The organism is Lysobacter sp. HA18, from assembly GCF_054057595.1.
Window position 1 is genome coordinate 271,893 of sequence record NZ_JBSRZL010000001.1, and the last position, 23,548, is coordinate 295,440.

Below are 23,548 nucleotides of genomic sequence, written 5' to 3' on the forward strand. Positions count from 1 at the left end.
CCGCGTTAAACCGGCCGTGACGGCCGGATGTCAGGTCGACAGGTACTCGATCGCGGCGACGCTGCCGAGGCGGTCCGCCAGCCGCTGCAGGAGCGCGAGGCGATTGCGGCGCACGGCCTCGTCGTCGACGTTGACCATCACCTTGTCGAAGAACGTGTCGACCACCGGGCGCAGCGCGGCCAAGCGTGCAAGCGTGCCGACGTAGTCGCGCGCATCGAGCAGCGGATCGGTGTCGGCGATCGCCTTGTCGACCGCGCTCGCGAGTTCGCGTTCCGCATCCTCGGCATAAAGCGACGGGTCGAGCGTCGTCGCGACTTCACCGTCAGCCTTGCGCAGGATGTTGCGGATGCGCTTGTTCGCCGCGGCCAGCGCTTCGGCTTCCGGCAGCTGCGCGAATTCGCGGATCGCGGCGAGGCGCGCATCGAAGTCCGGCAGCGATTCGTGCACGACGTTGAACACGGCGTCGAACTGCTGCGGCGTGATGCCGCGATCGGCGTAGTAGCCGCGCAGGCGCTCGTAGATGAAGTTGGTGACGTCGTAGGCGCTGGCGTCCTTCGCCTGCACCGGCTGCAGCGCGACCGCACGTTCGACGAGGTCGTGTAGCACCAGATCATGCCGGCCTTCGAGCAACGTACGCGCAAGACCCAATGCATTGCGGCGCAGCGCGAACGGATCCTTGTTGCCGGTCGGGCGCAGACCCGCGGCGAAACCACCGGCAAGCGTGTCGAGGCGTTCGGCAATCGCGACGACCTGGCCCAACGTCGAGCCTGCGATCGCATCGCCGGCGAAACGCGGCATGTAGCCTTCGTCCAGCGCCTGCGCGAGTTCGTAGCGACCGGTGTCGCCGACGTCGGCCAGCGCTTCGTCGTGCAACGCGTAATAACGACCGGCTATGCCCTGCAGTTCCGGGAACTCGCCGACCATGCGCGACTGCAGGTCGTTTTTCGACACTTCCGCTGCGCGGCGCGCGAGCGAGGGCTCGACACCGACCTCCGCCGCGATGCCCTCGGCGAGCGATGCGACGCGCGCGGCCTTGTCGGCGACGGTGCCGAGCTTGGCCTGGTAGGTGACGGTCGACAGCCCGTCGCCCATCGCGACCAGGCCCTGCTTGAGGTCTTCGTCGAAGAAGAATTTCGCATCGGCGAAGCGCGGACGGATCACGCGCTCGTAGCCCTTGCGCACTTCTGACTCGTCCTTCGACTCGATGTTGGCGATGCCGACGAAATGCTCGGAGAGGCGATCGCTGGAATCGAGCACCGGGAAGAACTTCTGGTTCGCCTCCATGGTGGCGATCAGCGCTTCCTGCGGCACGGCGAGGAACTCGCGCTCGAAGCTGCACAGCACGGCCTTCGGCCATTCGACCAGGCCATTGACCTCTTCGAGGATGCCGGGCTCGATGCGCGCGACGCCTTCGACCGAGCGCGCGGCGCGCTCCACCTCGCCCCGGATCTGCCCGCGGCGCTCGTCCGGATCGACCAGCACCTTGGCCATGCGCAGCGATTCCACGTAGTCGGTGGGATCGGTGAACCACACCGGCTTGTCGTGCATGAAGCGATGGCCGCGGCTCATGCGGTCGCCTTTCACGCCCAGCAGTTCGACGTCGACGATGTCGCCACCGAGCAGCACCACCAGCCAATGCACCGGACGCGCGAAACCGAACTCGTTTGCGCCCCAGCGCATCGGCTTGGGAATCGGCATGCCGGCGACGGCCTCGGCGAGGATCTCGCCCAGCAGCGACGCGGTCGACGCACCCGGCTTCACCGCGCGATGCACGAAGCGCTCGCCCTTGTTGTCGGTGACGCGCTCCAGCTGCGTCCAGTCGACACCGGCCTTCTGCGCGAAGCCTTCCAGCGCGCGCGTCGGCGCACCGTTCGCGTCGAGCGCGACGTTGAGATACGGCCCCAGCACTTCCGACTTCTGTTCCGGCTGCTGCAGCGCCACCTTCGGGAGCGCGACCGCGAGGCGACGCGGCGTGTACAGCGGCTTCGCACCCGTGCGGTCGATTTCCACGCCGCGTTTTTCCAGCCCGGCGACGATACCGTCGAAGAACGCCTGCGCGAGCGCCGGCAATGCCTTGACGGGCAGTTCCTCGGTGCCGAGTTCGATCAGCAGCGGCTTCATCGCGCTCATATGACGTCCTTGCGCATCGCGATCAGATCGTCGCGGCCACGCTCATGGAGATTCGGAGGAATCGGGTGGGCTTGCGCGTTTTTCCACAGCAGTACCAGGCCCGCAATCGGCGCGAGAAAAAAGCCGAACGCGAACCACACCCAAGGATTGCGGTTCGTCGTCTGCGCCCAGTACGCGCAGAACACGCCGGCCATAAACGCGCCCCACCCCGTGGAGACGACGACAGGGTTGGTCATGCCGCGCGACCCTTCGGCTGCGGAACGAAGAATGGAACGTAGTGCGACGCGAAGACATCGAGTGCTTCGCAGCGTTCGACATGCGCGGCGAGCGCAGGCCAGCGCGACAGTTCGACCGGCGCGGCGTTGCTGCCGTGCGTGACGTAGCAGGCGACGGTGATGTCGGCGAGCGTCATGGTGTCGCCGACGAGCCATTGGCCCGCACGCGCGGCGCAGGCGGCATCGAGCGCGGCATACGTGCCTTCGATCTGCGCGAGGCTGCGATCGAGCAGCGGCTGCGAGCGCTTGTCCGGCGAATGGAAAATGCGCTCGAGCACGATGGCGACGGCGCGATCGGCCGCACCGCTGGCGAGTCCGATCAGGCGCATGGCTTCGCGACGTTCCGTGCCGCTCGCGGGCAGCAACGGCGCGCCCGGCGTTTCGTGTTCGATCCAGTCGAGGATCGACGACGACTCCATCAGCACGTCGCCGTCGTCGAGCACCAGCACCGGCACGCGACCGAGCGGGCTGTACTCGCGGATGCGGTCGAAGTCCGCACCGACCGACCACGGGCGATGCTCGAACGCGATGCCGCGCAGCGCCAGTGCGATCGCGACGCGACGCGTGAACGGCGAGTCGTACATGCCGATCAGGATCATGCCGTCACCGCCGGCTTCTTCAGCCCCGGGAAGCCGAGCTTCTCGCGCTGCGCGAAGTAGGCCTGCGCCACGCCCTGCGCCAGCTTGCGCACGCGCAGGATGTAGCGCTGGCGCTCGGTCACGCTGATCGCGCGACGCGCGTCGAGCAGGTTGAACGAATGCGACGCCTTGCAGACCTGGTCGTAGGCCGGCAGCGGCAGGCCGAGTTCGATCAGCTTGTTGGCTTCGGCCTCGCAGGCGTCGAAACGATGGAACAGTTCGGCGACGTCCGCATGCTCGAAGTTGTACGCGCTCTGCTCGACTTCGTTCTGGTGATAGACGTCGCGATAGGTGACGGGCGTGCCGTCCGGGCCGATCGTCCACACCAGGTCGAACACGTTGTCGACGTTCTGCAGGTACATGCACAGGCGCTCGAGACCGTAGGTGATCTCGCCGAGCACCGGGCGGCATTCGATGCCGCCGGCCTGCTGGAAGTAGGTGAACTGCGTGACTTCCATGCCGTTGAGCCAGACCTCCCAGCCCAGGCCCCAGGCGCCGAGCGTCGGAGATTCCCAGTTGTCTTCGACCAGGCGCAGGTCGTGCACCTGCGGGTCGACGCCGAGCGCCTTGAGCGAGTCGAAGTACAACTCGACGATGTTCGGCGGCGACGGCTTCATCACCACCTGGTACTGGTAGTAACGCTGCAGGCGGTTCGGGTTCTCGCCGTAGCGGCCGTCGGTGGGGCGGCGACACGGCTGGACGTAGGCTGCGTTCCACGGCTCGGGGCCGAGCGCGCGAAGGAACGTCGCGGGATGGAACGTGCCGGCGCCGACCTCGAGGTCGAGCGGCTGGATGAGCGTGCAGCCCTTGTCGCCCCAGAAGGCGTTGAGGCGCTGGATGAGTTCCTGGAACGTAGGGGCCGGCATGCGTCGTTCCGTGTGGCTGCGCGGAAAGCGGGCTAGTATAGCGACGGCATTTTCGCCCCCTTTTTACGGGCCTTCAGCGGCCCGATCGCGACGCGCACGCGTGCCCGCTCCCACCCGTTTCCATGGTCCCCCGGCCGTGATGCCTCCCGTCCTCATCCTCGAAACCGGCCAGCCGGTCGCCTCGATGCGCCGCTACGGCGGTTTTCCGCATTGGATCCGCACCGCCGCCGGCCTGCCGCGCGACGCGGTGGTGGTGGTCGACGTCGAGCATGGCGAGCCGTTACCCGCACGCGACGACTTCGCCGCCGTGGTGATCACCGGCTCGGGCGCGATGGTCACCGAGCGCCTTGACTGGAGCGAACGCACCGCCGCGTGGCTGGGCGATGCCGCCCAGGCCGGGCTGCCGCTGTTCGGCATCTGCTACGGCCACCAGCTGATCGCGCATGCGCTCGGCGGCGAGGTGGGCTGGCATCCGGAAGGCCGCGAGATGGGCACGGTGGAGATCGAACGCCTGCCGCCGTCGAACGACGACCCGTTGTTCGCGCGCGTTCCGCATCATTTCGCGGCGCAGGCCACGCACCTGCAGTCCGTGCTCAAGCTGCCCGAGGGCGCCACCTTGCTCGCCAAGTCCGACCACGACCCCGTGCACGCCTACCGCTGGCGCGATTCCGTGTGGGGCGTGCAGTTCCATCCGGAGTTCAGCACCACGCACATGCGCGGTTACGTGCGCGCGCGCCGCGATGCGTTGCACGGCGAAGGCCTGTGCGCGGAGTCGACCGAGCGCGGCGTCAGCGCGACGCCGCATGCGCGCCGTGTGCTGCAGCGGTTCGTGAAGTTCGCCTTCGACCGCGCGGAGGGCCGCGCATGAACGTGCGCAAGGTGCCCGTCGCGCGCGGCGTGGAGTGGATGAAGGAGGCGGTCAATATCGGCCGTCGCAACCCGCGCGCGGTGTTCGGCGCGGCGGTGCTGTTCCTGTGCACGCTGTACTTCGCATCCGTGCTCGCCGTGTTGCCGGTGGCGTCGCGACTGCAGGGCCGCAACGATCTGTCGTTCGGCGAATCGATCGCCGTCGCGATCCCGCTGTTCGTCGTGCTGACGCTGGTGATGCCGGTGCTGCTCGCGGGCCTGATCCACGTGATGCACGAGGCCGAGAACGGCCGGCCGACGCGTGCGCGCGACCTGTTCGCGGCCTTCGGCCATGGACGCGCGCGTCCGCTGATGACGCTGGGCCTGGTGCAGATCGTGTTCAACCTCGGCTGCGTCGCGCTGATCGTGCTGCTTACCGGCCCGCAGTACTGGGCCGACAGCATGAAGGCGCTGCAGGGCGCGTTGAGTGGCCACTACATCGTGCCGCCGGAGCCCGAGCATCCGGTGCTGCTGTTCTTCGTGCAGATCCTGCAGTTCGTCTTCAACTACTTCAGCGCGGCGCTGATGCTGCTGTGCGTGCCGCTGATCGCGCTGTCGAACGTCGGCATCATGGAAAGCCTGCGGCTGGGTTTCCGCGCGTCGGTGGTGAACCTCGGCGCGAACCTGCTCGCCTCGCTGGTGTTCTTGGTCGGCTTCGTGATCGCCGCCATCGTGGTGACGCTGATCACCGCGGTCGTCGGCGGCATCGCCGCGGTCATCCACCCGGTGCTCGGCGCGATGATCGCGCTCGCGGTGTGGGCGGCGTTCGCGGTCGGCGTGCTGGTCGTGCTGGTCGCGGTGAGCTACTACGCCTGGCGCGACATGTTCGACCCGCCGGCAGACGCCGGCAGCGTCGACACGCGCATGCAGATCGAAGCCTGAGTCAGCGTTTCGCGACGAGCGCCGAGGCGACGATGCCGGCCTCGTACAGCAGGCACATCGGGATCGCGAGCATCAGCTGCGATACGACGTCGGGCGGCGTGATCACCGCCGCCACGACGAAGATGCCGACCACCGCGTAGCCGCGCCATTCGCGCAGCTGCGCCGGCGTCACCCAGCCCAGCAGCGACAGGATCACCAGCGCGACGGGCAGCTCGAAGCTGACGCCGAACGCGAGGAAGATCACCGACACGAAGTCCAGGTACTTGCCGATGTCGGGCGTCTGCGCGACGACGTCGGGCGTGAACCGCGCGAGGAACGCGAACGCGGCGGGCAGCACCACGAAATACGCGAACGAGCAGCCGGCGTAGAACAGCGTCACCGCCGACACCAGCAACGGCAGCGCGATGCGCTTCTCGCGCTTGTACAGGCCTGGCGCGACGAACGCCCACGCTTGGTAGAGCAGCCACGGCGCGGTGATGAAGATCGCCGTCATGAAGGCGAGTTTCATCGGCACGAAGAAGCCGCCGGCGGGTTCCGTCGCGATCAGGCGGCCCGTGCCGGTCAGCGTCTTGACCAGCGGTTGCGCGAGCAGCGTGTAGAGCTTGCCGGCGAACGGCATCAGCACCACGAACGCGAGGATCACGCCGACGGCGCCACGCAGCAGCCGCGCGCGCAGTTCGATCAGGTGATCGAGCAGGCGCGGGGCGTCGGGTGGAAGCTGCGCGTCAGCGCCGCTCATGCGGTGCGTTCGACGGCGGGATGGAATCGTCGACGGGTGCGGGTCGCGTCATCGAGGCTTCGACATCGGCGAGTTGCGCCTGCAGCGGGGTCGCATCGGTCGACGGCAATGGCGCGCCGAGTTCAGGCGCATCGCCGGCACGCGTCATCCGCGCTTCGACGTCGGCCAGCTGCGCACGCAGCGATTCCTGCGCCTCGCGCAGTTCGTCGCGCGCACGCAGGATGCTGCGCCGCATGTCCTCGTCGGCGAGTTCGTTCTCGAGTTCGTTCTTGACCGCCTGCCACTGCGTGCGGGCGCGGCGGATCCACATGCCGGCCATGCGCGCGGCCTTGGGCAGCTTCTCCGGCCCGAGCACGATCAGCGCGACCAGCGCGGTGAGCAGCAGCTCGGAGAAGCCGATGTCGAACATGGCGCCGCGCGGGCGCTCAGCGGCGGTCGCGGTCGGTATCGCTGGTGTCGCGGGTGCGCGTGTCGACGTCGTCCTTGCGGCGCTCGTCGCGCAGGCGATCAGGCTCGTCGTCGCCGCGAACGCCCTTCTTGAACTCGCGCACCGCGTCGCCGATGTCCTTGCCGGCGTTCTTCAGGCGGCTGGTACCGAAGATCACCACGACGATGACCAGCACGATCAACCAGTGGGTGATGCTCAGGCTGCCCATGGCGCTGCTCGCTGCGAAAAAATGGAGACGATCAGGATAACGCAGCGCCTATCCGCGCGTTTACGGCAGCGGTTCGGTTTTCACCGACGGATCCGCGTTCTGGAACGGCTGCGGCTTGGGATCGGCGCTCGCCGACGCCGACGCCGACGCCGCGACCGGCGTGCTGCTGCTCGTCGGCGTCACCGTGGTGACCGGCACGACGTTGGCGGATGCGGGGATGGTTGCGGTCGCAGGCGGCGTGCCGTTGCGTTCGGCGCGTGCGGCGGCGGTGGCTTCCTCGAGCGCGTCGCGGAAGTCGACCAGCGCGTTCGACGGCGCACCCTTGGCGCGGCCCTCGAAGATCATGCGCGGCGTGGTGCCTTCGCCGTACGCGAGCTGGTCGGCCACGTCGTCGACCTGCAGCACTGCGCCGTCCAGTGCGACGCCGGCGAACAGCCCGCGTGCGCGCGACCACGACCAGATCTCGGCCTTGAGCTGGCCGTCGGTGGCGGTGGCCGCGCTGCGACCGACCGGGCCGGCGGCGACCGCCGCGTCCGCACCCAGCGTCACCTTGCCGTTGACGATGGAATCGATGCCGCGCTCGCCGCGGAACACCAGCACGATGTCCGCCGACTGCAGGCCCGCCTGCAGGCCGATCGAGCCGCCGGTGAGCTTGACGAACGCCGGCTGCGACCAGGTGCCGTCCGGGTTCTTCACCGCCATGACGCCATGCCCGCGACGGCCGCCAACCACCAGGCCGATCTTCAGCGCGTCGGGCACCACCACGATTGCGCGTGCCTCGTCGAGCAGCCGGTCGGGGATCGACGACTCGGGGATCTCGCGGATCTCGCGAAGCACGCGCAACGCGTTCTGGGCGCGGGCGTCTTCGGCGGGGCCGGCGAACACGGTCGGTGCGGCGACGGCGAGGCTCAGGGCGAGGACGAGGCCGGACAGGCGGGGACGACGGGCCATGACGGATACCGGGCTAAACGGGTGGTTCAGGCTAGTGATGTCGCGATGAATATCAAGCAACCGGAGCGACGGTCGCTTGCGAGGCCGTCCGGGCGACGCGTCGTTGCACTCTGCGGCGACGAAGCGGCCGGTCGCGCTGTCATGCTATCGGGATGACTTCCGCCGCTCCGCGCACCGCGCTCGTCCTCGTCAACCTCGGCACACCCGATGCGCCGACGCCGCGCGATGTGCGCAGGTATCTTGCCGAATTCCTGCACGACCACCGCGTCGTCGACCTCACGCGGTGGTTGTGGTGCCCGCTGCTGCACTTTGTGATCCTGCCGGTGCGTGGCAAGCCGGTGGCGAAGAAGTACGCGTCGATCTGGATCGAAGGCGAGGACGGCGGCTCGCCGCTCGCGGTGTACACGCGGCGCCTTGCGCGTGCGGTGCAGGTAGAAATGCCCGACGTGCGCGTGGTCGACGCGATGCGTTACGGGCGGCCGTCGCTGAAGGAGGCGCTGGCGCGATTGAAGGACGACAGCATCGAACGTGTCGTCGTGTTGCCGCTGTACCCGCAGTACTCGACGTCGACGACTGCATCGGTCGCCGATGTCGTCGATCGCATTCCGTCGCTGCCCACGCGCTTCGTCGACGAGTACCACCTCGACGCCGGCTGGGTCGCCGCCGTTGCGGACAGCATCCGCAGCGCACGTCCGAACACCAGCGGCGATCGCCATCTGCTGTTCTCGTTCCACGGCCTGCCCGAGCGCTTCATCCGCCGCGGCGACCCGTACCAGGCGCAGTGCGAAGCGTCGTCGGCCGCGATCGCGCAGGCGCTCGGACTCGAGCGTTCGCAGTGGTCGCTGTCGTACCAGTCGCAGTTCGGCAAGGAAAAATGGATCGGGCCGTCGACGCAGGCGACGCTGCAGGACTTCGCGTCGCGCGGCGTGCTGGATGTCGATGTCGCCTGCCCGGGTTTCGCGGTCGACTGCCTGGAAACGCTCGAGGAAATCTCGGACATGCTCGCGCACGAATTCGCGGCCGCGGGCGGCCGCATGAACTACATCCCCTGCCTCAACGACACGCCGTCGCATGCGCGCGTGCTCGCCGACATCTCGCGTCGCGCGTTCGCCGGCTGATGCGCGAGATCACGCTCGATACGCCGTTCGGGCGCCTGGCCGCGCTGCGCTTCGGTCACGGCGGCGCGCCGGTGCTCGCATTGCACGGCTGGCTCGACAACGCGGCGAGCTTCCTGCCGATGTCGGCGCACCTGCACGGCCTCGATCTCGTTGCGCTCGATCTGCCGGGCCACGGCGCGAGTGCGCATTTGCCTTCGTCGGGCGAGTACACGCTGGTCGCTGCTGCACGCGCCGTGCTGTCGGCGGCGGACGCACTCGGCTGGTCGCGCTTCTCGTTGCTGGGGCATTCGATGGGCGGCGCGACGTCGACGCTGGTGGCTGCCGCCGCGCCCGAGCGCATCGAAAAGCTCGCATTGATCGAAGCACTCGGTGGCCTCACCGAAGCCGAGGACCGCACCGCGGTTCGACTGCGCGATGCGTTCGCGTCGCACGGCGAAGCCGCCGGTTCGCGACGCCGCGTCTTCCCTGACATCGCTACCGCGGTGCGTGCGCGACTCCAAGCCGGTGGTCTGACGGAACCCGCGGCGCGGTTGATCGTCGAACGCGGCCTCGCGCCCGCGGGTGAAGGCGGTTTCACCTGGCGCAGTGATGCGCGGCTGACGAAACCCACCGCGGTGCGCATGACCGAAGGCCAGATGCGCGACGTGATCGCGGCGATCGAATGCCCGGTCAAGCTCGTGCATGCGGTGCCGGCGTTCCGCTTCTTCCCGGCCGATGCGCGCGACGAACGCGCGGCGCGGCTGCGCGATGTCGACGTGGTCGGCATCGATGGCGGGCATCACCTGCACATGGAAATTCCCGGGCAGGTCGCCGAAGTGATCGCGCCGTTCCTGCGCGGCGGCTGATCGATCGCGCATGAAAAACCCCGCGCCGAAGCGCGGGGTCGCGGGCCGTCACGTTCGTGCGTGGGGACTCAGAACGTGATCGGCAGGCGCACGGTGAACGTCGTGTCGGGCGTATCGCGGGTGACGCCGACGCCCAGCGAGATGTTGAGGCTGGCGTGCTGGTTGAACGTGTACGAAGCGCCGACCAGCAGCGTGCCGAGCATCAGGCGCGCGGAGCCGGGAAGCGTTTCGCCGTTCTGCTTGATGTTGTCGACCCAGGAATGGTCATAGCCGAACGACAGCGCCGCCTTCTCGTTGAGCGCGAGGCCCAGGCCTACGTTGAAGCCGAGCACGTCGCCGGCCTTGATGTCGCCGATCGGGTCGGTGGTGGTCTGCGGGAAGCCGTCCGGCGCGCCGGTGAGGACCGTGCGCGAGACGTTGTGGCGCTCGAAGTTGTGCAGATAGCTGAAACCGCCGAAGAACACGACGGGATCGGACGCGTACAACCACGTCACGCCCGGCTGCAGCGACTGGAAGCCCGTGCCGGTCGGCAGTTCGAGTGGCAGGCCGGTGCCGGTGGCGTTGTCGACGCAGCGGGTCACGCAGTCGGTCGGGACTTCGAACACGTCCTTGCCGGTGCGCGACTTGTAGCGCAGCCAGCCGACCCAGTACGCCTTGTCCGGGCCGCCCTGGTTGAACTGGTAACGCGCGGTCATCTCGACGTCGCCGATGCCGCTGCCGTGCGTGTTGAACACGCGATCGGTGGCTGAGCCGGTGAAGATCTCGCGGCTGATCGTGTCGGTGTTCGCGTAGAGATACGGAACGCGGCCTTCCAGCTCGAAGCGGTTGGTCACGCCCCAGCGGCCGGTGAGCGTCGCGGTGGCGACGGTCGCCTTGACCTGGCGCACGTCGATCAGGCCGATGAGGATCGCGGGGATGATCGTGTAGCCGATCAGCGCGACGCGGTCGGACGCCGAGTAACCGAGCTGCAGCGACGGTTCGACCACGAACTTGCCGTGCGGCGTGAGCACGCCCGGCTGGTCGAAGATCTGCGCGACCTGCGGCCGCGTGGCTTCTTCCGTCGGCGCGCGGCCGACCGGCTGCTGGCCCGGCGGCGTGCCCTGCTGCGGCGCCACCGGTGCGCCGCCACCACTCGTCGACTGCGGAAGCGGCGACATCGCATCCAATGTCGCCGCCGCGGACACCACGCTGGTCGCCGCCGCAGCGGCGCCCGCGAGCGACGCGGCGGGTGCGCCTTCGCCGCGCAGGGCATCGAGATCGCGATCGTGCAGCTGTTGCCGCAGGTCGGCGATGTCGTGCGACTGCGCATCGACGGTCTGTTTCATCGCGGCCAGCGCGGCGGCCTGCTCGTGCACGAGCGCCTCGAGCTGGGTGACGCGGTCGGCCTCCTGCGCCTGCGCGTTGGCGGCCAGGGCGAGGGAAATCGCGGCGGCGAGGGACAGGCGGATCGGCATCCTTGACATGGGCATTCTCACAGGTGGCATCGCGGCATTACGGCCCGCCCAGGCGCAGTGAATCGCCCAGCGACTGGGTGAAATGAATGTCGTGCAACAGACTCAGGGTATTGACGGTGGCGTGAAGAGACGTCAACGACTCGATCGTCTGGCCGTCGAGCGCGTTCTGGATCACCAGCGTCCCCATGCCCGGCGTAATCGAGGTGCCGCCGCCGACCTGCACGGTCTGGCCCTGGGTGATCGACGCGAGCTGCGTGGCCTGGTCGAGCGTCATCTTGGAAATATCGGGGATCTCGATCTGCTGGGTGACCAGCAGCTGGCCGTTGACGGTGACCAGGCGTTCGAAGCCGAACGCGACCGACAGGCCGGGGTTGATGTCGAAGCCGCCACGCAGTTCGTCGAGGCGGTCTTGCGGGACAGGCGGGCCGAGGTCGACCTCGTCGGCGCGCGCGGGCGTCGCGAAGGTCAGCACGGCGAAGAGGAACGGAGCGAGCAGGGCAGGAAAGCGCATCAGAAGTCTCCCGGTCCGTGCTTGGGCGTTGCGAAGTTCTGCAGGCCCTCGCGTTGGATGACGGTGTCGATCGGCGCGCCGGGCGCGATGCGCCAGTCGGCCGGTCGGTTGAATTGGGCCAGTTCGCGGCGGTTATGCACCACGAAAAGCACGCGGTTGTCCCATAAGCGTTCGAACTGGCTTCGCGGCATGGCGCGGGTGCCACGCGACGGATCGCCCAGCAACACGCGTTCGCCACGAATGCCTTTCACCACGACGAAATGCCGGTAGCCGCGGTCGTTGAGCAGCACGATCGCGGGCAGGCCTTCTTCGGCCAGCTTGTCGAGCGGGAGCTGGAACCCGTCGGCCTCGAAGCCCTGCGACGCGAGATAGCGCCGCATGTCGAGCATCGAAAAGCCTTCCTTGCGGATCCGGCGCGGATCGCCGGTGGAGAACATCTGCTGGAAGACCTCGGCCTCGCTGACCGGATGGCCGTACTGGAAGGTCAGCAGCGTCGCCGCCGCCGCCGAGCCGCAGCTGAAGTCGTACTGCTGGCGCACGGTCGTGCGAAAGCGCGCTTCCTTCAGGCTGGTGACCGGTACCGAGTACCGCTGGCCGGGCGGTCGTACGTCGAGCGTGGTCGCGCCAGCGCCCGTCGCGAGCGCAAGCCCGACCACCAGCGACCAGGTCGCGCCCTGCCTCATGGCGTGGGCGAGAACTGGATGCTGACGATGGTGCTGTTCTGGATCAGCACGTTGTTGCCGCTGTTCTGGATGACGGTATTGAGGCCGGCGGCGTTGCCGAACGAACCCCCCGCGACCAGGTTAGCGCCGCTGACGGTGTTGACCGCGGTATTGCTGTCGACGTTGCCGTCGATGTCGGAGGTGTTGGTGATGATGGTCTTGTTGTCGGTACCGCCGCGCAGATCGTCGAGCGCGTCGGTGGCGACGGGCGGAGCGAGCAGCGTTTCGGGCGAGGTCGTCGCATCGGACGGAAGGGCCGGCAGTTCGGCCGCCGCGTGGACGACGACGGAAACCAGCAGCGGATCGATCGTTTCGGTGGCACGCGCGGTGGGCGCCACGAGCGCTGAGGCGCCGACGATCACGAGAGCCGCGTAGAGAGGCAGTCGCATGGGCAGTCTCCTGTCAGGAGGTCCGCAGACCTGGGACGGAACCGGCGGGGCGAACCCCGCCGGCGTCGAAGTACCGGGATGCGCCGCCGGAGCGGCGCACCGGATCCGGACTCAGTGACCGCCCACGTTGAGGTTGGACTGCACCGTCACAGCCTGCTGGACCATGGACATCGCGCCGCTGTTCTGGCCGATGATCATGATGCCGGCCGCCGCATTGGCCGAGCCGTTCGCCTGGTTCGACATGTCGAACGCGCCTGCATCGGCATACGCCGAGCCGCCCGCGCCGCCGGACGCGCCCGCGCCGCCCGTGCCGGTGCCGGTGCCCGTGCCCGAGCCGTCGCCGGTCGCAATCGAGCCGCCCGTGCCGTCGCCGCCGGTCGACGCCGCGCTGTCGCCGCCGTCGCCGGCCGTCGCGTCTGTCGTGTCGCCGCCGCCCACGCTGCTCAGAATCGGGATGAGCGCGCTGGTGCCGCCCGCCGCGCCCGCGCCGCCGCCGTCGCCACCGCGACCGCTACGCGAACGGCCGCCGCGGCCGTCTGCGCCGTCACCGCTGCCGCTCACGCCGAGGCCGAGACCCAGGCCGAGGCCCGCGCCGCCGTCGCCGCCGCTGCCGCCACGCGCGCCACCGGAGTTGGTCGCACCGTTACCGACCGAGCCGAAGCCGTTGCCGCTGACCGAGCCGAGAAGCGTGGTCGCCGCGACTGCCGTGTTGGTGTTGAACGAGTCGGAGATGTTCGAGCTCGCCGTGCCGCCGTTATTCGCCGCGGCGCTACCGAGCGCGGCCAGAGCGACGCTGTTGTCGGTCGAGTTGTCGGTCGAGTTGTCGTCGTGCGAGTCGTTGGTCGAGTTGTCGTTGCCCGAGTCGGCGATCGACAGGTCGGTCGAGTTGTCGTTGTAGGAATCGTTGGTCGAGTTGTTGTTGAAGCCCGAGCGGCTGTCGTTATTCGAATCGTTCGTCGAGTTGTCGTTGAAGGAGTCGTTGGTCGAGCTATCGAGGGCCAGCAGGCCGGTCGTGCTGCGGGAGTTGTCGTTCGCGGCATCGGTGATGCTCTGGGCGAACGCGGGGGCGGCGACGAGGCCGAACGCCAGCGCGACGGAAGCGGCGATGAGTGTCTTGCGCATGAGAGTCTCCTGGAGATGTCGAATTGCTAGGGGAGGAAGCGCCCCTTTCGGACGCATCGCCCACATCGCACATCTCGTGCCAACTCGTGACGCACGTCACGTATTCGCAAACAAAGCACGACCGTGAATGCTTTCCCAACGCAAGCGGCTTTCGCGCTTAATGTGGTTTGCACGTTTTCACAGAAAAGCCTGCGTCGCGCCGGAAAATTTTGCGTGGCTCGCGTCGTTACGGACGGGCTCGCTTTAACGGGATATCCACGAAAAAACGATGGCCGTTTCGCGAGCAGTGCACGTTTTGCATCGATATCGGTCGTGATTGCGTGATGCGCGCATATAGCCGAACGCGAGCATGCAAAAGCGTGCCGACGACACTCAATCGTGTGGAAGTACGCGTGCTTCGCAGACCGCGCGCAACGCGGCTTTGATGGGACGTCCACGCGAACGCAACAGATCGCGCTGCGGTTGCCAGTCCGGATAACGCTGCTCGACCTCGCTCCAGAACGCGGGCGAATGATTCGTCTGGATGAGGTGGCAGAGCTCGTGCACCAGCACGTATTCGAACGCGGCGGGGGGAGCGAGCACGAGCGCGAGATCGAGGCGCATGCGGTCGTTCGGTGCAAGCGAACCCCATAGCGAGGTCAGCGGCCGGATGGTGATCGTGCGTGGACCGCGCGGCAGTGTCGGCAGGTACTTCGGCATCCAGCGGCCGACATCGGCGCGCGCTTGAGCCAGGTAGAAATTCGAAAACGCCTTGCGCACCGCGACTTCGGAAATCGCGGCCGGCAACGTCGCGACGATGCCAGCGTCCTCGACCTCGACGCGCAGGAAACGGCCTTCGCGCCAGTGCAGCGGCGCGTCGGCGCCACGCAGCGGCAAGGTCGCGCTTTCGCCGATGCGCAGCGGCTGCACGTCGCCGAACGTATGCGCGAGCTGGCCGGCGAGCCAGGCCGCGTTGTCCTGCACGAAGGCGAGCGCGCGACGGTCGCTGGTGCGCGGCGGCACGGTCAGTCGCACGCCGCGTTCGGTCACCGTCAACCGCAGGCCGCGCACGCTGCGGTTGTCGACACGCTTGACGTCGACGACGCGGCCGTCGGGCAATGTCACCTGCAGCGGCACGCGCACCGGCGGCGGCGCGACGCGCGGCGGGCGGGCGCGGAAGAACATGCCGCGGTTACTCCACCTTCGACAGCTTGAGGGCGGGCTCGAGCACGGTGAACAGCCGGCGCAGTTCGTGGCTCATCAGCGCGAACCGCGCTTCGAGCTCGGCGCGCAGGTCCTCGCGCTCGGTGTTCTCCAGCGTGTCGACCGCACCATCGAGCAGCTTGAACTTGCGGATGACCAGATCCTCGCCGAGCACGAAGGTGACATGGTCGTCGAGGTTGAGCGCGAGCCGCGTGACCTGCTTGCCCGACTGCAGGTGCTTGTCGATCTCCGGGTTCTTCTCGAGCTCCATGCGCTGGCACTTCACGATGGCGCCCTGGTCCAGCGCGTCGCGCAGCTCGCATTCGTCGCCAAGGCTGAGGCCGTCCGGCAGCGCTTCGCCCGCGACCCAGCCGGTCAGCACCGAACGCGGCGCGACTTCAGCGTTGAGCGGCAGCGCGGGAAAACTGCCGAGCGCGCGGCGGATCTCGCTGACCACGCTTTCGGCGGACTTCTTGCTCGACGTGTCGATCGCGACGATGCCCTGCTTCATGTCGAGAATCGCGTCGGTGCGCGACGGCCGCACGAATGCGCGCGGCAGCAGTTCGGTGATCAGCTCGTCCTTGAGGCGCTTGCGCGTGCGGCCGCCGGGGCGGCGGCCTTCCTTCTGCTCGATGTCGTCGAGCTTCTTCTGCAGCATGTCGTTGACGACCGAGCCCGGCAGCAGGCGGTCTTCGCTGCCGACGGCGAGCCAGTAAGCCTCGTCGAGCATGTGCTTGAAGCCTTCGGTGTCGCGACCGAACGGGGAGACGAAACCGCGCGTGGACAGTTCCATCGGGCCGACGGGACGAAGCGCGGCTTCCGCGAGGCCGGCGTCGAAGGCTTCGAGTTGTAGGGAGGTGGGGAAGCGGAACAGGGTGAGGTTGCGGAAGAACATTCGGTGTTGGGCTTCTTGTTGTTTGTTCGGCGCGGGGTTTCGCGCGGGGTATTTCGACGACGATTCTTAGTGAAGCAAAGGCGTTTCGTTCGCTTACGCGACCGAGTCACTTTTCTTTGCGGGCGCAAAGAAAAGTAACCAAAAGAAAGCGCCTTCCCCGATCAGGTCTACAGCTCGCGATCGGCGCCTTATTTCGCGATCGCCACACTCGCCATCCTGGCTCGGGTGGCGACGGCGCGCGTCCTGCGCGCCGCCCTCCGGGTCTTATGGTTGGTTCGGCTGTTGCGACAAAAAAAGCCGACGCGTTAGGCGGGTTGGTCTTCGTCTTCGGGCGTGCCGGCGAGCCATGCGTGCGCGTCGGGCAGCGGCGCATCGCCGCGCGCGCCGAGTGAGAGGAAGTCGAAGAGGTTGGCGTCGCTCAGTTGCGAGGGACGGATGTCGCCCAGCGCACGCGAAATGGTTTCGATGCGGCCCGGCGATTCGCGCTCCCAGGCGTCCATCATCTTCTTGACCTGTTTGCGCTGCAGGTTTTCCTGCGAGCCGCAGAGGTTGCAGGGAATGATGGGGAACTGTTTCGCTTCGGCATACGCGCTGATGTCGTCTTCGCGGACATAGGCGAGCGGGCGGATCACGACGTGCTTGCCGTCGTCGCTCAGCAGCTTCGGCGGCATGCCCGAGAGCTTCGCGTGGAAGAACAGGTTGAGGAAGAAGGTCGCGACCAGGTCATCGCGATGATGGCCGAGCGCGATCTTGGTGAAGCCCTGCTGCTCGGCATATGTGTACAGCGCGCCGCGACGCAGGCGCGAGCACAGCGAGCACATCGTCTTGCCTTCCGGCACGACGCGCGTCACCACCGAATACGTGTCCTGCTCGAGGATCTTGTACGGCACGCCGACCGATTCGAGATACGCGGGCAGCACGTGTTCGGGGAAGTCGGGCTGCTTCTGGTCGAGGTTCACCGCGACCAGTTCGAACTTCACCGGCGCCTTCTTCTGCAGCTGCAGAAGAATGTCCAGCATCGTGTAGCTGTCCTTGCCGCCGGACAGGCAGACCATCACCTTGTCGCCGTCCTCGATCATGCCGAAATCGGCGATCGCGCGGCCGACCTGGTGACGCAGGCGCTTGGCGAGTTTGTTGGCCTCGTGCTGCGCGCGCCGCGCGCGCGGCGGCAGCGGTTCGGGCAGCGGGATGATGGGCGATGGTGCGACGGTGCTCATGCCCTCATTCTACGGGGCGACCGTCGCAGCACCTGACGGCATTCAGCGTCGGCCGTGCTCGCTGGTCACATGCCCGCAGGCTAAGCTGGACGTATGAATGACGGTCGCAGTCCCGCCGATATCGCCCGCCAGCTCGCCGACCTGCGCGAGCAGCATCGGGACCTCGACCTCGCGATCGACGGCCTGTGGCATGCGCCGGTGCGCGACGAGCTGGCGATCACGCGGCTGAAGAAACGCAAGCTGCAGCTCAAGGACTGCATCGCCAGGCTCGAGTCGTCGCTGATCCCGGACGAGCCGGCCTAGCGAAGCGGCGTCAGGCCGGCTTCGCCACCGCTTCGGGGCTGACCTTCTCGATCGAATGCCGCAGTTCGCGGCCCAGGATGAACTTCGCATCCTTCGCCCACGAGTCCAGGCGCTCGTCGAAGGTGAGCTTGCCGTTCTCGTCGGCCCACACCATGCGCAGTTCCCGCAGCTTGGCGATGAAGCCGCGGAACAGCGACTTGTCGAAGAACTCTGGCGCCGCCGGTGCGTACAGCAGCGACAGGCGCTGCGCGGCGAGATGGCAGAGCGTTTCCAGCTCGCCGGCGCTGAGCGTGCCCGGGCCGTTCTTCACCAGCACGCTGATGGCGATGTAATAACGCTCGAACGCCTGCTGCAGCGAGTGACCAATCGCGCGAAGACGGAACACCTCGTCGGACTGGCTGGCATTGCGCGAGAGTTGATCGCCATCCTCGTCGCCTTCGCGCTTGCGCAGCAGGCCTTCCGCGTCGAACAGGTCGACGGTGACGCGCAGGCGCTCGACGAATTCGTCCTCCGTCCACGGCAGGAACAGCTCGGCCTGCAGGAAGGGATACACGCTGCGACCCAGGCGCAGCACCGACGACAGGTTCATGCGCCGGTTGTGCTGGAAGCAGCACGCGACCCACGCCGCCGCGGTGAACAGGTGCAGCACGTTGTTGCGGAAATAGCTGAGCAGCACCGCCTTTTCTTCGTCGACTTCGAGCACGTCGCCGAGCGGATGCTTGACCCGCACCAGCACGTTGATCTCCTCGCCGTGCGCGATGATTTCCTCGGGCGTATGCGGGGTGACCGTGACGCGGTCGGAATAAGGCAGCTGTGCGAGCAGCTTCTTGCTCAGCGTGATCTGCTCGAGCAGGTCGGCCTCGCTCATCGCGTGCTTCGGCGTCGACAGCAGCGCGAGCGCGAGCAGGTTGATCGGGTTCACGTCGGCCGCGCGGTTGACGTTGACCTGGATGCGCTCGGCCAGCACGTCGACGGTGGTCGCGAGCCACGCGGGCTTCGCGTCCTCCGGCAGCGGCGAGCCGTCCCAGTCCGGCGCCTGCTCGGCGAGCACGTCGTTGAGGCGGATCGGCTCACCGAAGTTCACCACCACCTGGCCGTAGTTGCTGCTGAGCACCTTGGGGATGCCCATCATCAGCGACCAGATCGATTCCTTTTCCTTCGGCTTGCCCGACAGCTCGTCGAGATAGCTGCGGCCTTCCATCAGCTTTTCGTAGCCGATGTAGACCGGCTGGAACATGACGGGGCGCGTCGGTGCGCGCAGGTAGGCGCGCAGCGTCATCGCGATCATGCCGCCCTTGGGCTGCAGCAAACGCCCGGTGCGCGAACGGCCGCCTTCGATGAAGTATTCGATCGAGTAACCGCCGGCGACGAGTTGCGCGAGGTATTCGGAGAACACCGCCGAATACAGTGCGCTGCCGCGGATCGAGCGTCGCAGGAAGAACGCGCCGCCCTTGCGCAGCAGCGTGCCCACCACCGGCAGGTTGAGGTTGACGCCCGCGGCGATGTGCGGCGGCACGATGCCGCGCGAATACAGCAGGTAGCTGATCAGCAGGTAATCCATGTGGCTGCGATGGCAGGGCACATAGATGACTTCGTGGCCGGGCGCGTCTTCCTTCACCCGGTCGAGGTGATGCACCAGCACGCCGCGATAGATGCGGTTCCACACCGGCTGCAGCAGGAAGCTCGCCGAGCGCACGACCGGATGCGAATAGTCGGCGGCGATTTCATACGCCAGCGCGTGCGCCTTCTTCCACGCGTCGGCGAGGCCCGTGTTGTCGCGACGCGCCTGGTCCGCGATCGCCTCCATCACGTTCGGCGTGGTGAGCACGCGGTCGACAAGCAGACGGCGCGTCGACAGATCCGGGCCGATCACCGCGGTGCGGATGCGGCGGAAGTGAGCACGCAGCACGCGCGAAAGTTTGCGCACCGTGCGTTCCGGCGGCAGGCCTTCGTCGACGATGGTGCGCAGCGACACCGGCGGCGCGAAGCGCACGTACGTCTCGCGGCCGTTCAAGGCGATCGACAGCAGGCGACGGAAGCGGCCGACCAGCTGCCAGTTCTCGGAGAACAGCACCGAGAACCAACCGGTCGTCTTCTCCGGCGCGCGGCCGACGAAGATCGACACGGGCACCAGCTGCACGTCCAGCGACGGATCGGTGCGGTGCGCTTCGATCAGCCGCGCCAGCGATTCCGAATGCGACTTGCCGTTCGGCATCTGCGGGCGTTCGAGCACGCCGGGGATGTTCGGGAGCGGCGCGAGCGGGCCGACGTTGCGACGCGACAACGCGACATACGCGCGACCGCGACCGGTCGGATCGCCCGGCAGCGGCATCAGCGGCGACGGCAGGCCAGCCTCGCGGCAGGCGCTGTCGAGGATCAGCGCGTTCGACAGGCCGTAGTCCTCGAGCACGTAGCAGACCGGGCCGCCGTTCCAGTCGGGCACGTGCTCGGCCGGCGACGACGGTTCGATCTTCAGCCCGACCCACGGCGCCATGACGCGTTCGAGCACGCGCGCCCACAACGGACGCGAGCGCGGACCGTCCGGCCGCGAGGGACGCGGGGGCTTCCGGTCGAGCAGCGAATCGGCGGGTGCGACGCCCGGCATCGGCAGGTCGCGCTGGTCGGGATCCACGACGGGCGTGACATCGACGGGCTGGTCCGACGCGCCGTCCAGGTCGGACGCCTCCGGCAGCGATGCCGTGTCGACGATCGGATCGTCGCCGGCGGGCGGCTTGGGTGCGTCGGGAAACGGAAGGGGCGTCTGCTGGGCCATCGCCGGCATTATGCCGAAGCGCGTTCACGTGCCCGGGCTGGCGGCGTCGCAGGCGTGGGCGAACGGCCGGGTTCGTGAAGCAGTGCCCGGAAACGCCCAATAAAAAAGGAGGCCCTAAGGCCTCCCCCAAATCCGGCCGAAGCCGGCGGGACAACAACGATTCTGGACAGTGCCGGTCGAACCGGACGCGACCAGCTTAATAAAGCGTTATTCCGAATGCAATACCTGCAGAAATGACGATAAGCTATTGATTGTTCGTCACCCTTCGAGCAGGGCACGAATCGCGGCGAAGCCGGCATCGGCCCGCGCCTTCTTGTTTTCGGCGTCCGCAACCGGGTCCGCGCCGTCACGCTGCAGCTCCGTCACCGGCAGTTCCTCGAGGAAGCGGCTGGGTTTCAGGCGCAGTACCTCGCCCCAGCGCTGGGCCATCTTCGAATACGACAGCCACAGCCGTTCCTTTGCGCGGGTAATGCCGACGTAGAGCAGGCGGCGCTCCTCGTCGAGCCGGCCTTCGTCGATGCTGGCCTCGTGAGGCAGCGTGCCGTCCTCCATGCCGACGATGAAGACGTAGCGGAACTCCAGTCCCTTCGCGGCGTGCAGGCTCATCATGCGCACCTGGTTGCCGGCGTCGCCCTTGTCGGCGTGCGAGAGCAGCGCGAGCTGCGCGGCGAGTTCCCCCGGCCCGGCGTTGCGCGCGCCCTGGAACCAGCCGGCGAGTTCGTCGATGTTGGCCTTGCGACGCTGGAACGAGGCCTCGTCCTTGCACTGCGCGCGCACCGAGGCGAGCAGGCCGCTGCGTTCGGCGACCTCGCCGACCAGCTCCGACGGCGTCGCATGTTGCGACTTCGCGCGCAGCTGGCGCACGAGGTTGGAGAACGCGTCGAGCGCGTTCGCCGCACGCGGCGGCAACTGCTTCAACGCGCCGACGTTCTCGATCGCGCGCGCCATCGGCATGTGCGCATGCCCGGCGAGTTCGGCGAGCTTGGCCAGCGTGCCCGCGCCGACTTCGCGCTTGGGCGCCTGCACGGCGCGCAGGAAGGCAGCGTCGTCATCGGGATTGGCGAGCAGGCGCAGCCAGCTCAGCACGTCCTTCACTTCGCCGCGGTCGAGGAACGCGGTGCCGCCCGACACGTGGTACGGCACGCGCATCAGCTGCAGCGCCTTCTCCAGCGGGCGGCTCTGGAAGTTGCCGCGGAACAGGATGCAGAAGTCGCTCCACGGCGCCTGCTTCGACGCATTGATGAACTGGATTTCCGCGGCGATGCGCTCGGCTTCGTGTCCGGCTTCGCGGCATTCCCAGATGCGGATGCGCTCGCCGTCGGCCTGATCCGACCACAGCGTCTTCGGATGCTCGTGCGGATTGTTCGCGATCAGCGCGTTCGCGGTGCGCAGCACGCGATTGCTGCAGCGGTAGTTCTGTTCGAGCTTGACGATGCGCAGCGTCGGGTAATCCTTGCCGAGCTGCAAAAGGTTGTCTGGATTCGCGCCGCGCCAGGCGTAGATCGACTGGTCGTCGTCGCCCACGCAGGTGAACAGGCCGCGCGGGCCCGCCAGGCATTTGAGCAGGCGGTACTGCGCGTCGTTGGTGTCCTGGCATTCGTCGACGAGCAGGTAGCCGATGCGCTCGCGCCAGGCAAGGCACATCTCCTCGTCCGCCTCGAGCAGTTGCACGGGCAGGCGGATCAGGTCGTCGAAGTCGACCGCGTTGAAGCTCGACAGACGCGCCTGGTAGAGCTCGTACACCGTTGCGGCTTCGACCTCCCGCGGGCTGCGCGCTTCGCGCATTGCCTCGTCCGGCGAGAGTCCCGCGTTCTTCGCGCGTGAGATGAGGTTGCGCACGGCGTCGATCACGTCGGGCTTGCTGCCGGTCGGCAGCAGATCCTTGATCTGCGCGGTGGAGTCGTCGGAATCGAAGATCGAGAATCCGCGTCGCAGGCCGGCCTTCGCGTGTTCGATCTGCAGGAACTTCAGGCCGAGCGCGTGGAACGTGCAGATCGTCAGGCCTTCCGCCGCGTCACCCTTGATGCGCTTGGCGACGCGCTCGCGCATTTCCTTCGCGGCCTTGTTGGTGAACGTGATCGCGGCGATGCGCTTGGCCGGCATGCGGCCGGTCGCGATCAGGTGCGCGATCTTCTCGACGATGACGCGCGTCTTGCCCGAGCCTGCGCCGGCGAGCACGAGAAGGGGGCCGTCGCAGTGCTCGACGGCGGCGCGTTGCTGGGGATTGAGGCCGTGCATCGGGTCCACCTGCGGGCCGCGTATTGTGCCCGACGGCCGGGCGGCGGCCTGAACGCGGTCAGGCGTGCGGGGCGGCGCGCGGACCGCCTAAACTGACGCCATGGCGAAGCTGTATTTCTACTACTCCGCGATGAACGCGGGTAAGACCACCACGCTGCTGCAGTCCGCGCACAACTACGCCGAGCGCGGGATGCGCACGTTCATCCTGACGCCCGCGCTGGACGATCGCGCCGGGCGCGGCGTGGTGGCCTCGCGCATCGGGCTGTCGGCGCAGGCGGTGGCGTTCTCGCGCGACGACGACCTGCAGCACTGCATCCAGCGCGACATCGAAGCGCATGGGCCGCTGCACTGCATCCTGGTCGACGAGGCGCAGTTCCTGACGAAAGCGCAGGTCTGGCAACTCACTGAGGTCGTCGACGAACTGCGCATCCCGGTGCTGTGCTACGGCCTGCGCACGGATTTCCGCGGTGAACTGTTCGAAGGCTCGCAGTACCTGCTCGCATGGGCCGACGAGATCGACGAGATCAAGACGATCTGCCACACCGGCAAGAAGGCGACGATGACCGTGCGCGTCGACGATCAGGGCCGCGCCGTGCAGGACGGGCCGCAGGTCGAGATCGGCGGCAACGAGCGCTACGTGTCGGTGTCGCGCGCGCAGTTCAAGACGATCACGCGCGGCGAAGGTGCGATCGAATCGATGCAGGTGCCGTTTCCGTTCGAGCGTACGTAACCGCGC

The 23,548-nt window shown here is 67.6% G+C and carries 24 protein-coding genes; 6 read left to right on the top strand and 18 right to left on the bottom strand.

The genetic code is table 11. From position 1 onward, the window contains the following. Window positions 1–30: 30 nt before the first annotated feature. Genes glyS through glyQ form a run of 4 tightly spaced genes read right to left on the bottom strand, consistent with a single transcriptional unit; the run spans window position 31 to window position 3,909 of the window. Window positions 31–2,130, bottom strand: a complete 2,100-nt coding sequence (gene glyS / locus ACVWWW_RS01270) for a glycine--tRNA ligase subunit beta (protein WP_027083597.1) — start codon at window positions 2,128–2,130, stop codon at window positions 31–33. Then, window positions 2,127–2,366: a hypothetical protein gene (locus ACVWWW_RS01275; RefSeq protein WP_027083596.1), complete on the bottom strand. Its 240-nt coding sequence runs from the start codon at window positions 2,364–2,366 to the stop codon at window positions 2,127–2,129. Before ACVWWW_RS01275 ends, glyS begins: the two co-directional genes overlap by 4 nt. Then, on the bottom strand, window positions 2,363–3,004 hold the full coding sequence (locus ACVWWW_RS01280; protein ID WP_027083595.1) for a glutathione S-transferase family protein: 642 nt from the start codon (window positions 3,002–3,004) through the stop codon (window positions 2,363–2,365). The genes ACVWWW_RS01275 and ACVWWW_RS01280 overlap by 4 nt, the downstream gene beginning before the upstream one ends. Next, entirely contained in the window at window positions 3,001–3,909 is a 909-nt protein-coding gene (gene glyQ / locus ACVWWW_RS01285) for a glycine--tRNA ligase subunit alpha (protein ID WP_027083594.1), read from the bottom strand. The genes ACVWWW_RS01280 and glyQ overlap by 4 nt, the downstream gene beginning before the upstream one ends. A gap of 139 nt (window positions 3,910–4,048) precedes the next feature. On the opposite strand from glyQ, the gene ACVWWW_RS01290 reads away from it, so the two are divergent. Both ACVWWW_RS01290 and ACVWWW_RS01295 read left to right on the top strand, forming a co-directional pair. Continuing rightward, on the top strand, window positions 4,049–4,777 hold the full coding sequence (locus tag ACVWWW_RS01290; protein WP_036142161.1) for a glutamine amidotransferase: 729 nt from the start codon (window positions 4,049–4,051) through the stop codon (window positions 4,775–4,777). Further along, on the top strand, window positions 4,774–5,697 hold the full coding sequence (locus ACVWWW_RS01295) for a hypothetical protein (protein WP_027083592.1): 924 nt from the start codon (window positions 4,774–4,776) through the stop codon (window positions 5,695–5,697). The genes ACVWWW_RS01290 and ACVWWW_RS01295 overlap by 4 nt, the downstream gene beginning before the upstream one ends. 1 nt (window position 5,698) lies before the next feature. Here ACVWWW_RS01295 and tatC read toward each other — a convergent pair whose 3' ends face one another. Genes tatC through ACVWWW_RS01315 form a run of 4 tightly spaced genes read right to left on the bottom strand, consistent with a single transcriptional unit; the run spans window position 5,699 to window position 8,043 of the window. Continuing rightward, window positions 5,699–6,436, bottom strand: a complete 738-nt coding sequence (gene tatC / locus ACVWWW_RS01300; protein WP_036142159.1) for a twin-arginine translocase subunit TatC — start codon at window positions 6,434–6,436, stop codon at window positions 5,699–5,701. Next, window positions 6,423–6,845 (bottom strand): Sec-independent protein translocase protein TatB, encoded by a 423-nt coding sequence (gene tatB, locus ACVWWW_RS01305; protein ID WP_027083590.1) that lies wholly within the window; start codon window positions 6,843–6,845, stop codon window positions 6,423–6,425. The genes tatC and tatB overlap by 14 nt, the downstream gene beginning before the upstream one ends. A gap of 16 nt (window positions 6,846–6,861) precedes the next feature. Beyond that, entirely contained in the window at window positions 6,862–7,092 is a 231-nt protein-coding gene (gene tatA, locus ACVWWW_RS01310; protein ID WP_027083589.1) for a Sec-independent protein translocase subunit TatA, read from the bottom strand. Window positions 7,093–7,152: 60 nt separating this feature from the next. Continuing rightward, a complete protein-coding gene (locus tag ACVWWW_RS01315; RefSeq protein ID WP_036142157.1) occupies window positions 7,153–8,043 on the bottom strand; it encodes a lipid-binding SYLF domain-containing protein in 891 nt (296 codons plus the stop codon). Window positions 8,044–8,195: 152 nt separating this feature from the next. On the opposite strand from ACVWWW_RS01315, the gene hemH reads away from it, so the two are divergent. Together hemH and ACVWWW_RS01325 are read left to right on the top strand one after the other, a co-directional pair. Further along, on the top strand, window positions 8,196–9,161 hold the full coding sequence (hemH, locus tag ACVWWW_RS01320) for a ferrochelatase (protein WP_027083587.1): 966 nt from the start codon (window positions 8,196–8,198) through the stop codon (window positions 9,159–9,161). Beyond that, window positions 9,161–10,006, top strand: coding sequence for an alpha/beta fold hydrolase (locus ACVWWW_RS01325; RefSeq protein WP_036142154.1), 846 nt, complete (start codon window positions 9,161–9,163; stop codon window positions 10,004–10,006). The genes hemH and ACVWWW_RS01325 overlap by 1 nt, the downstream gene beginning before the upstream one ends. A gap of 68 nt (window positions 10,007–10,074) precedes the next feature. On the opposite strand, the gene ACVWWW_RS01330 is transcribed toward ACVWWW_RS01325, so the two are convergent. From ACVWWW_RS01330 to ttcA, 8 genes are all read right to left on the bottom strand, one after another. After that, window positions 10,075–11,469, bottom strand: a complete 1,395-nt coding sequence (locus ACVWWW_RS01330) for a hypothetical protein (protein WP_027083585.1) — start codon at window positions 11,467–11,469, stop codon at window positions 10,075–10,077. A gap of 28 nt (window positions 11,470–11,497) precedes the next feature. Further along, on the bottom strand, window positions 11,498–11,971 hold the full coding sequence (locus ACVWWW_RS01335; protein WP_051235340.1) for a hypothetical protein: 474 nt from the start codon (window positions 11,969–11,971) through the stop codon (window positions 11,498–11,500). Beyond that, the gene (locus ACVWWW_RS01340; RefSeq protein ID WP_051235338.1) at window positions 11,971–12,654 is read right to left on the bottom strand and encodes a C39 family peptidase; all 684 of its coding nucleotides are present in this window, start codon (window positions 12,652–12,654) and stop codon (window positions 11,971–11,973) included. Before ACVWWW_RS01340 ends, ACVWWW_RS01335 begins: the two co-directional genes overlap by 1 nt. Next, window positions 12,651–13,082 carry a hypothetical protein gene (locus tag ACVWWW_RS01345; protein WP_051235336.1) on the bottom strand — a complete coding sequence of 144 codons (432 nt, stop codon included), beginning with the start codon at window positions 13,080–13,082 and terminating at the stop codon, window positions 12,651–12,653. Before ACVWWW_RS01345 ends, ACVWWW_RS01340 begins: the two co-directional genes overlap by 4 nt. A 111-nt stretch (window positions 13,083–13,193) precedes the next feature. Then, window positions 13,194–14,204 (bottom strand): hypothetical protein, encoded by a 1,011-nt coding sequence (locus ACVWWW_RS01350; RefSeq protein ID WP_051235334.1) that lies wholly within the window; start codon window positions 14,202–14,204, stop codon window positions 13,194–13,196. A 372-nt stretch (window positions 14,205–14,576) separates the two neighbouring features. Further along, the gene (locus tag ACVWWW_RS01355; protein ID WP_036142152.1) at window positions 14,577–15,368 is read right to left on the bottom strand and encodes a YgjP family zinc-dependent metalloprotease; all 792 of its coding nucleotides are present in this window, start codon (window positions 15,366–15,368) and stop codon (window positions 14,577–14,579) included. Window positions 15,369–15,375: 7 nt separating this feature from the next. Next, window positions 15,376–16,281 (bottom strand): recombination-associated protein RdgC, encoded by a 906-nt coding sequence (locus ACVWWW_RS01360; protein WP_027083582.1) that lies wholly within the window; start codon window positions 16,279–16,281, stop codon window positions 15,376–15,378. A 305-nt stretch (window positions 16,282–16,586) separates the two neighbouring features. Next, window positions 16,587–17,498: a tRNA 2-thiocytidine(32) synthetase TtcA gene (gene ttcA / locus ACVWWW_RS01365; protein WP_051235332.1), complete on the bottom strand. Its 912-nt coding sequence runs from the start codon at window positions 17,496–17,498 to the stop codon at window positions 16,587–16,589. Between the two features lie 93 nt (window positions 17,499–17,591). On the opposite strand from ttcA, the gene ACVWWW_RS01370 reads away from it, so the two are divergent. Further along, a complete protein-coding gene (locus ACVWWW_RS01370) occupies window positions 17,592–17,801 on the top strand; it encodes a YdcH family protein (RefSeq protein ID WP_027083580.1) in 210 nt (69 codons plus the stop codon). 10 nt (window positions 17,802–17,811) lie between these two features. On the opposite strand, the gene plsB is transcribed toward ACVWWW_RS01370, so the two are convergent. Beyond that, entirely contained in the window at window positions 17,812–20,583 is a 2,772-nt protein-coding gene (gene plsB / locus ACVWWW_RS01375; protein ID WP_036142150.1) for a glycerol-3-phosphate 1-O-acyltransferase PlsB, read from the bottom strand. 249 nt (window positions 20,584–20,832) lie between these two features. Further along, complete coding sequence (locus tag ACVWWW_RS01380) at window positions 20,833–22,812, bottom strand: UvrD-helicase domain-containing protein (RefSeq protein ID WP_027083578.1); 1,980 nt, start codon at window positions 22,810–22,812, stop codon at window positions 20,833–20,835. Window positions 22,813–22,912: 100 nt separating this feature from the next. On the opposite strand from ACVWWW_RS01380, the gene ACVWWW_RS01385 reads away from it, so the two are divergent. Then, the gene (locus ACVWWW_RS01385) at window positions 22,913–23,542 is read left to right on the top strand and encodes a thymidine kinase (protein ID WP_027083577.1); all 630 of its coding nucleotides are present in this window, start codon (window positions 22,913–22,915) and stop codon (window positions 23,540–23,542) included. Window positions 23,543–23,548 lie beyond the last annotated feature (6 nt).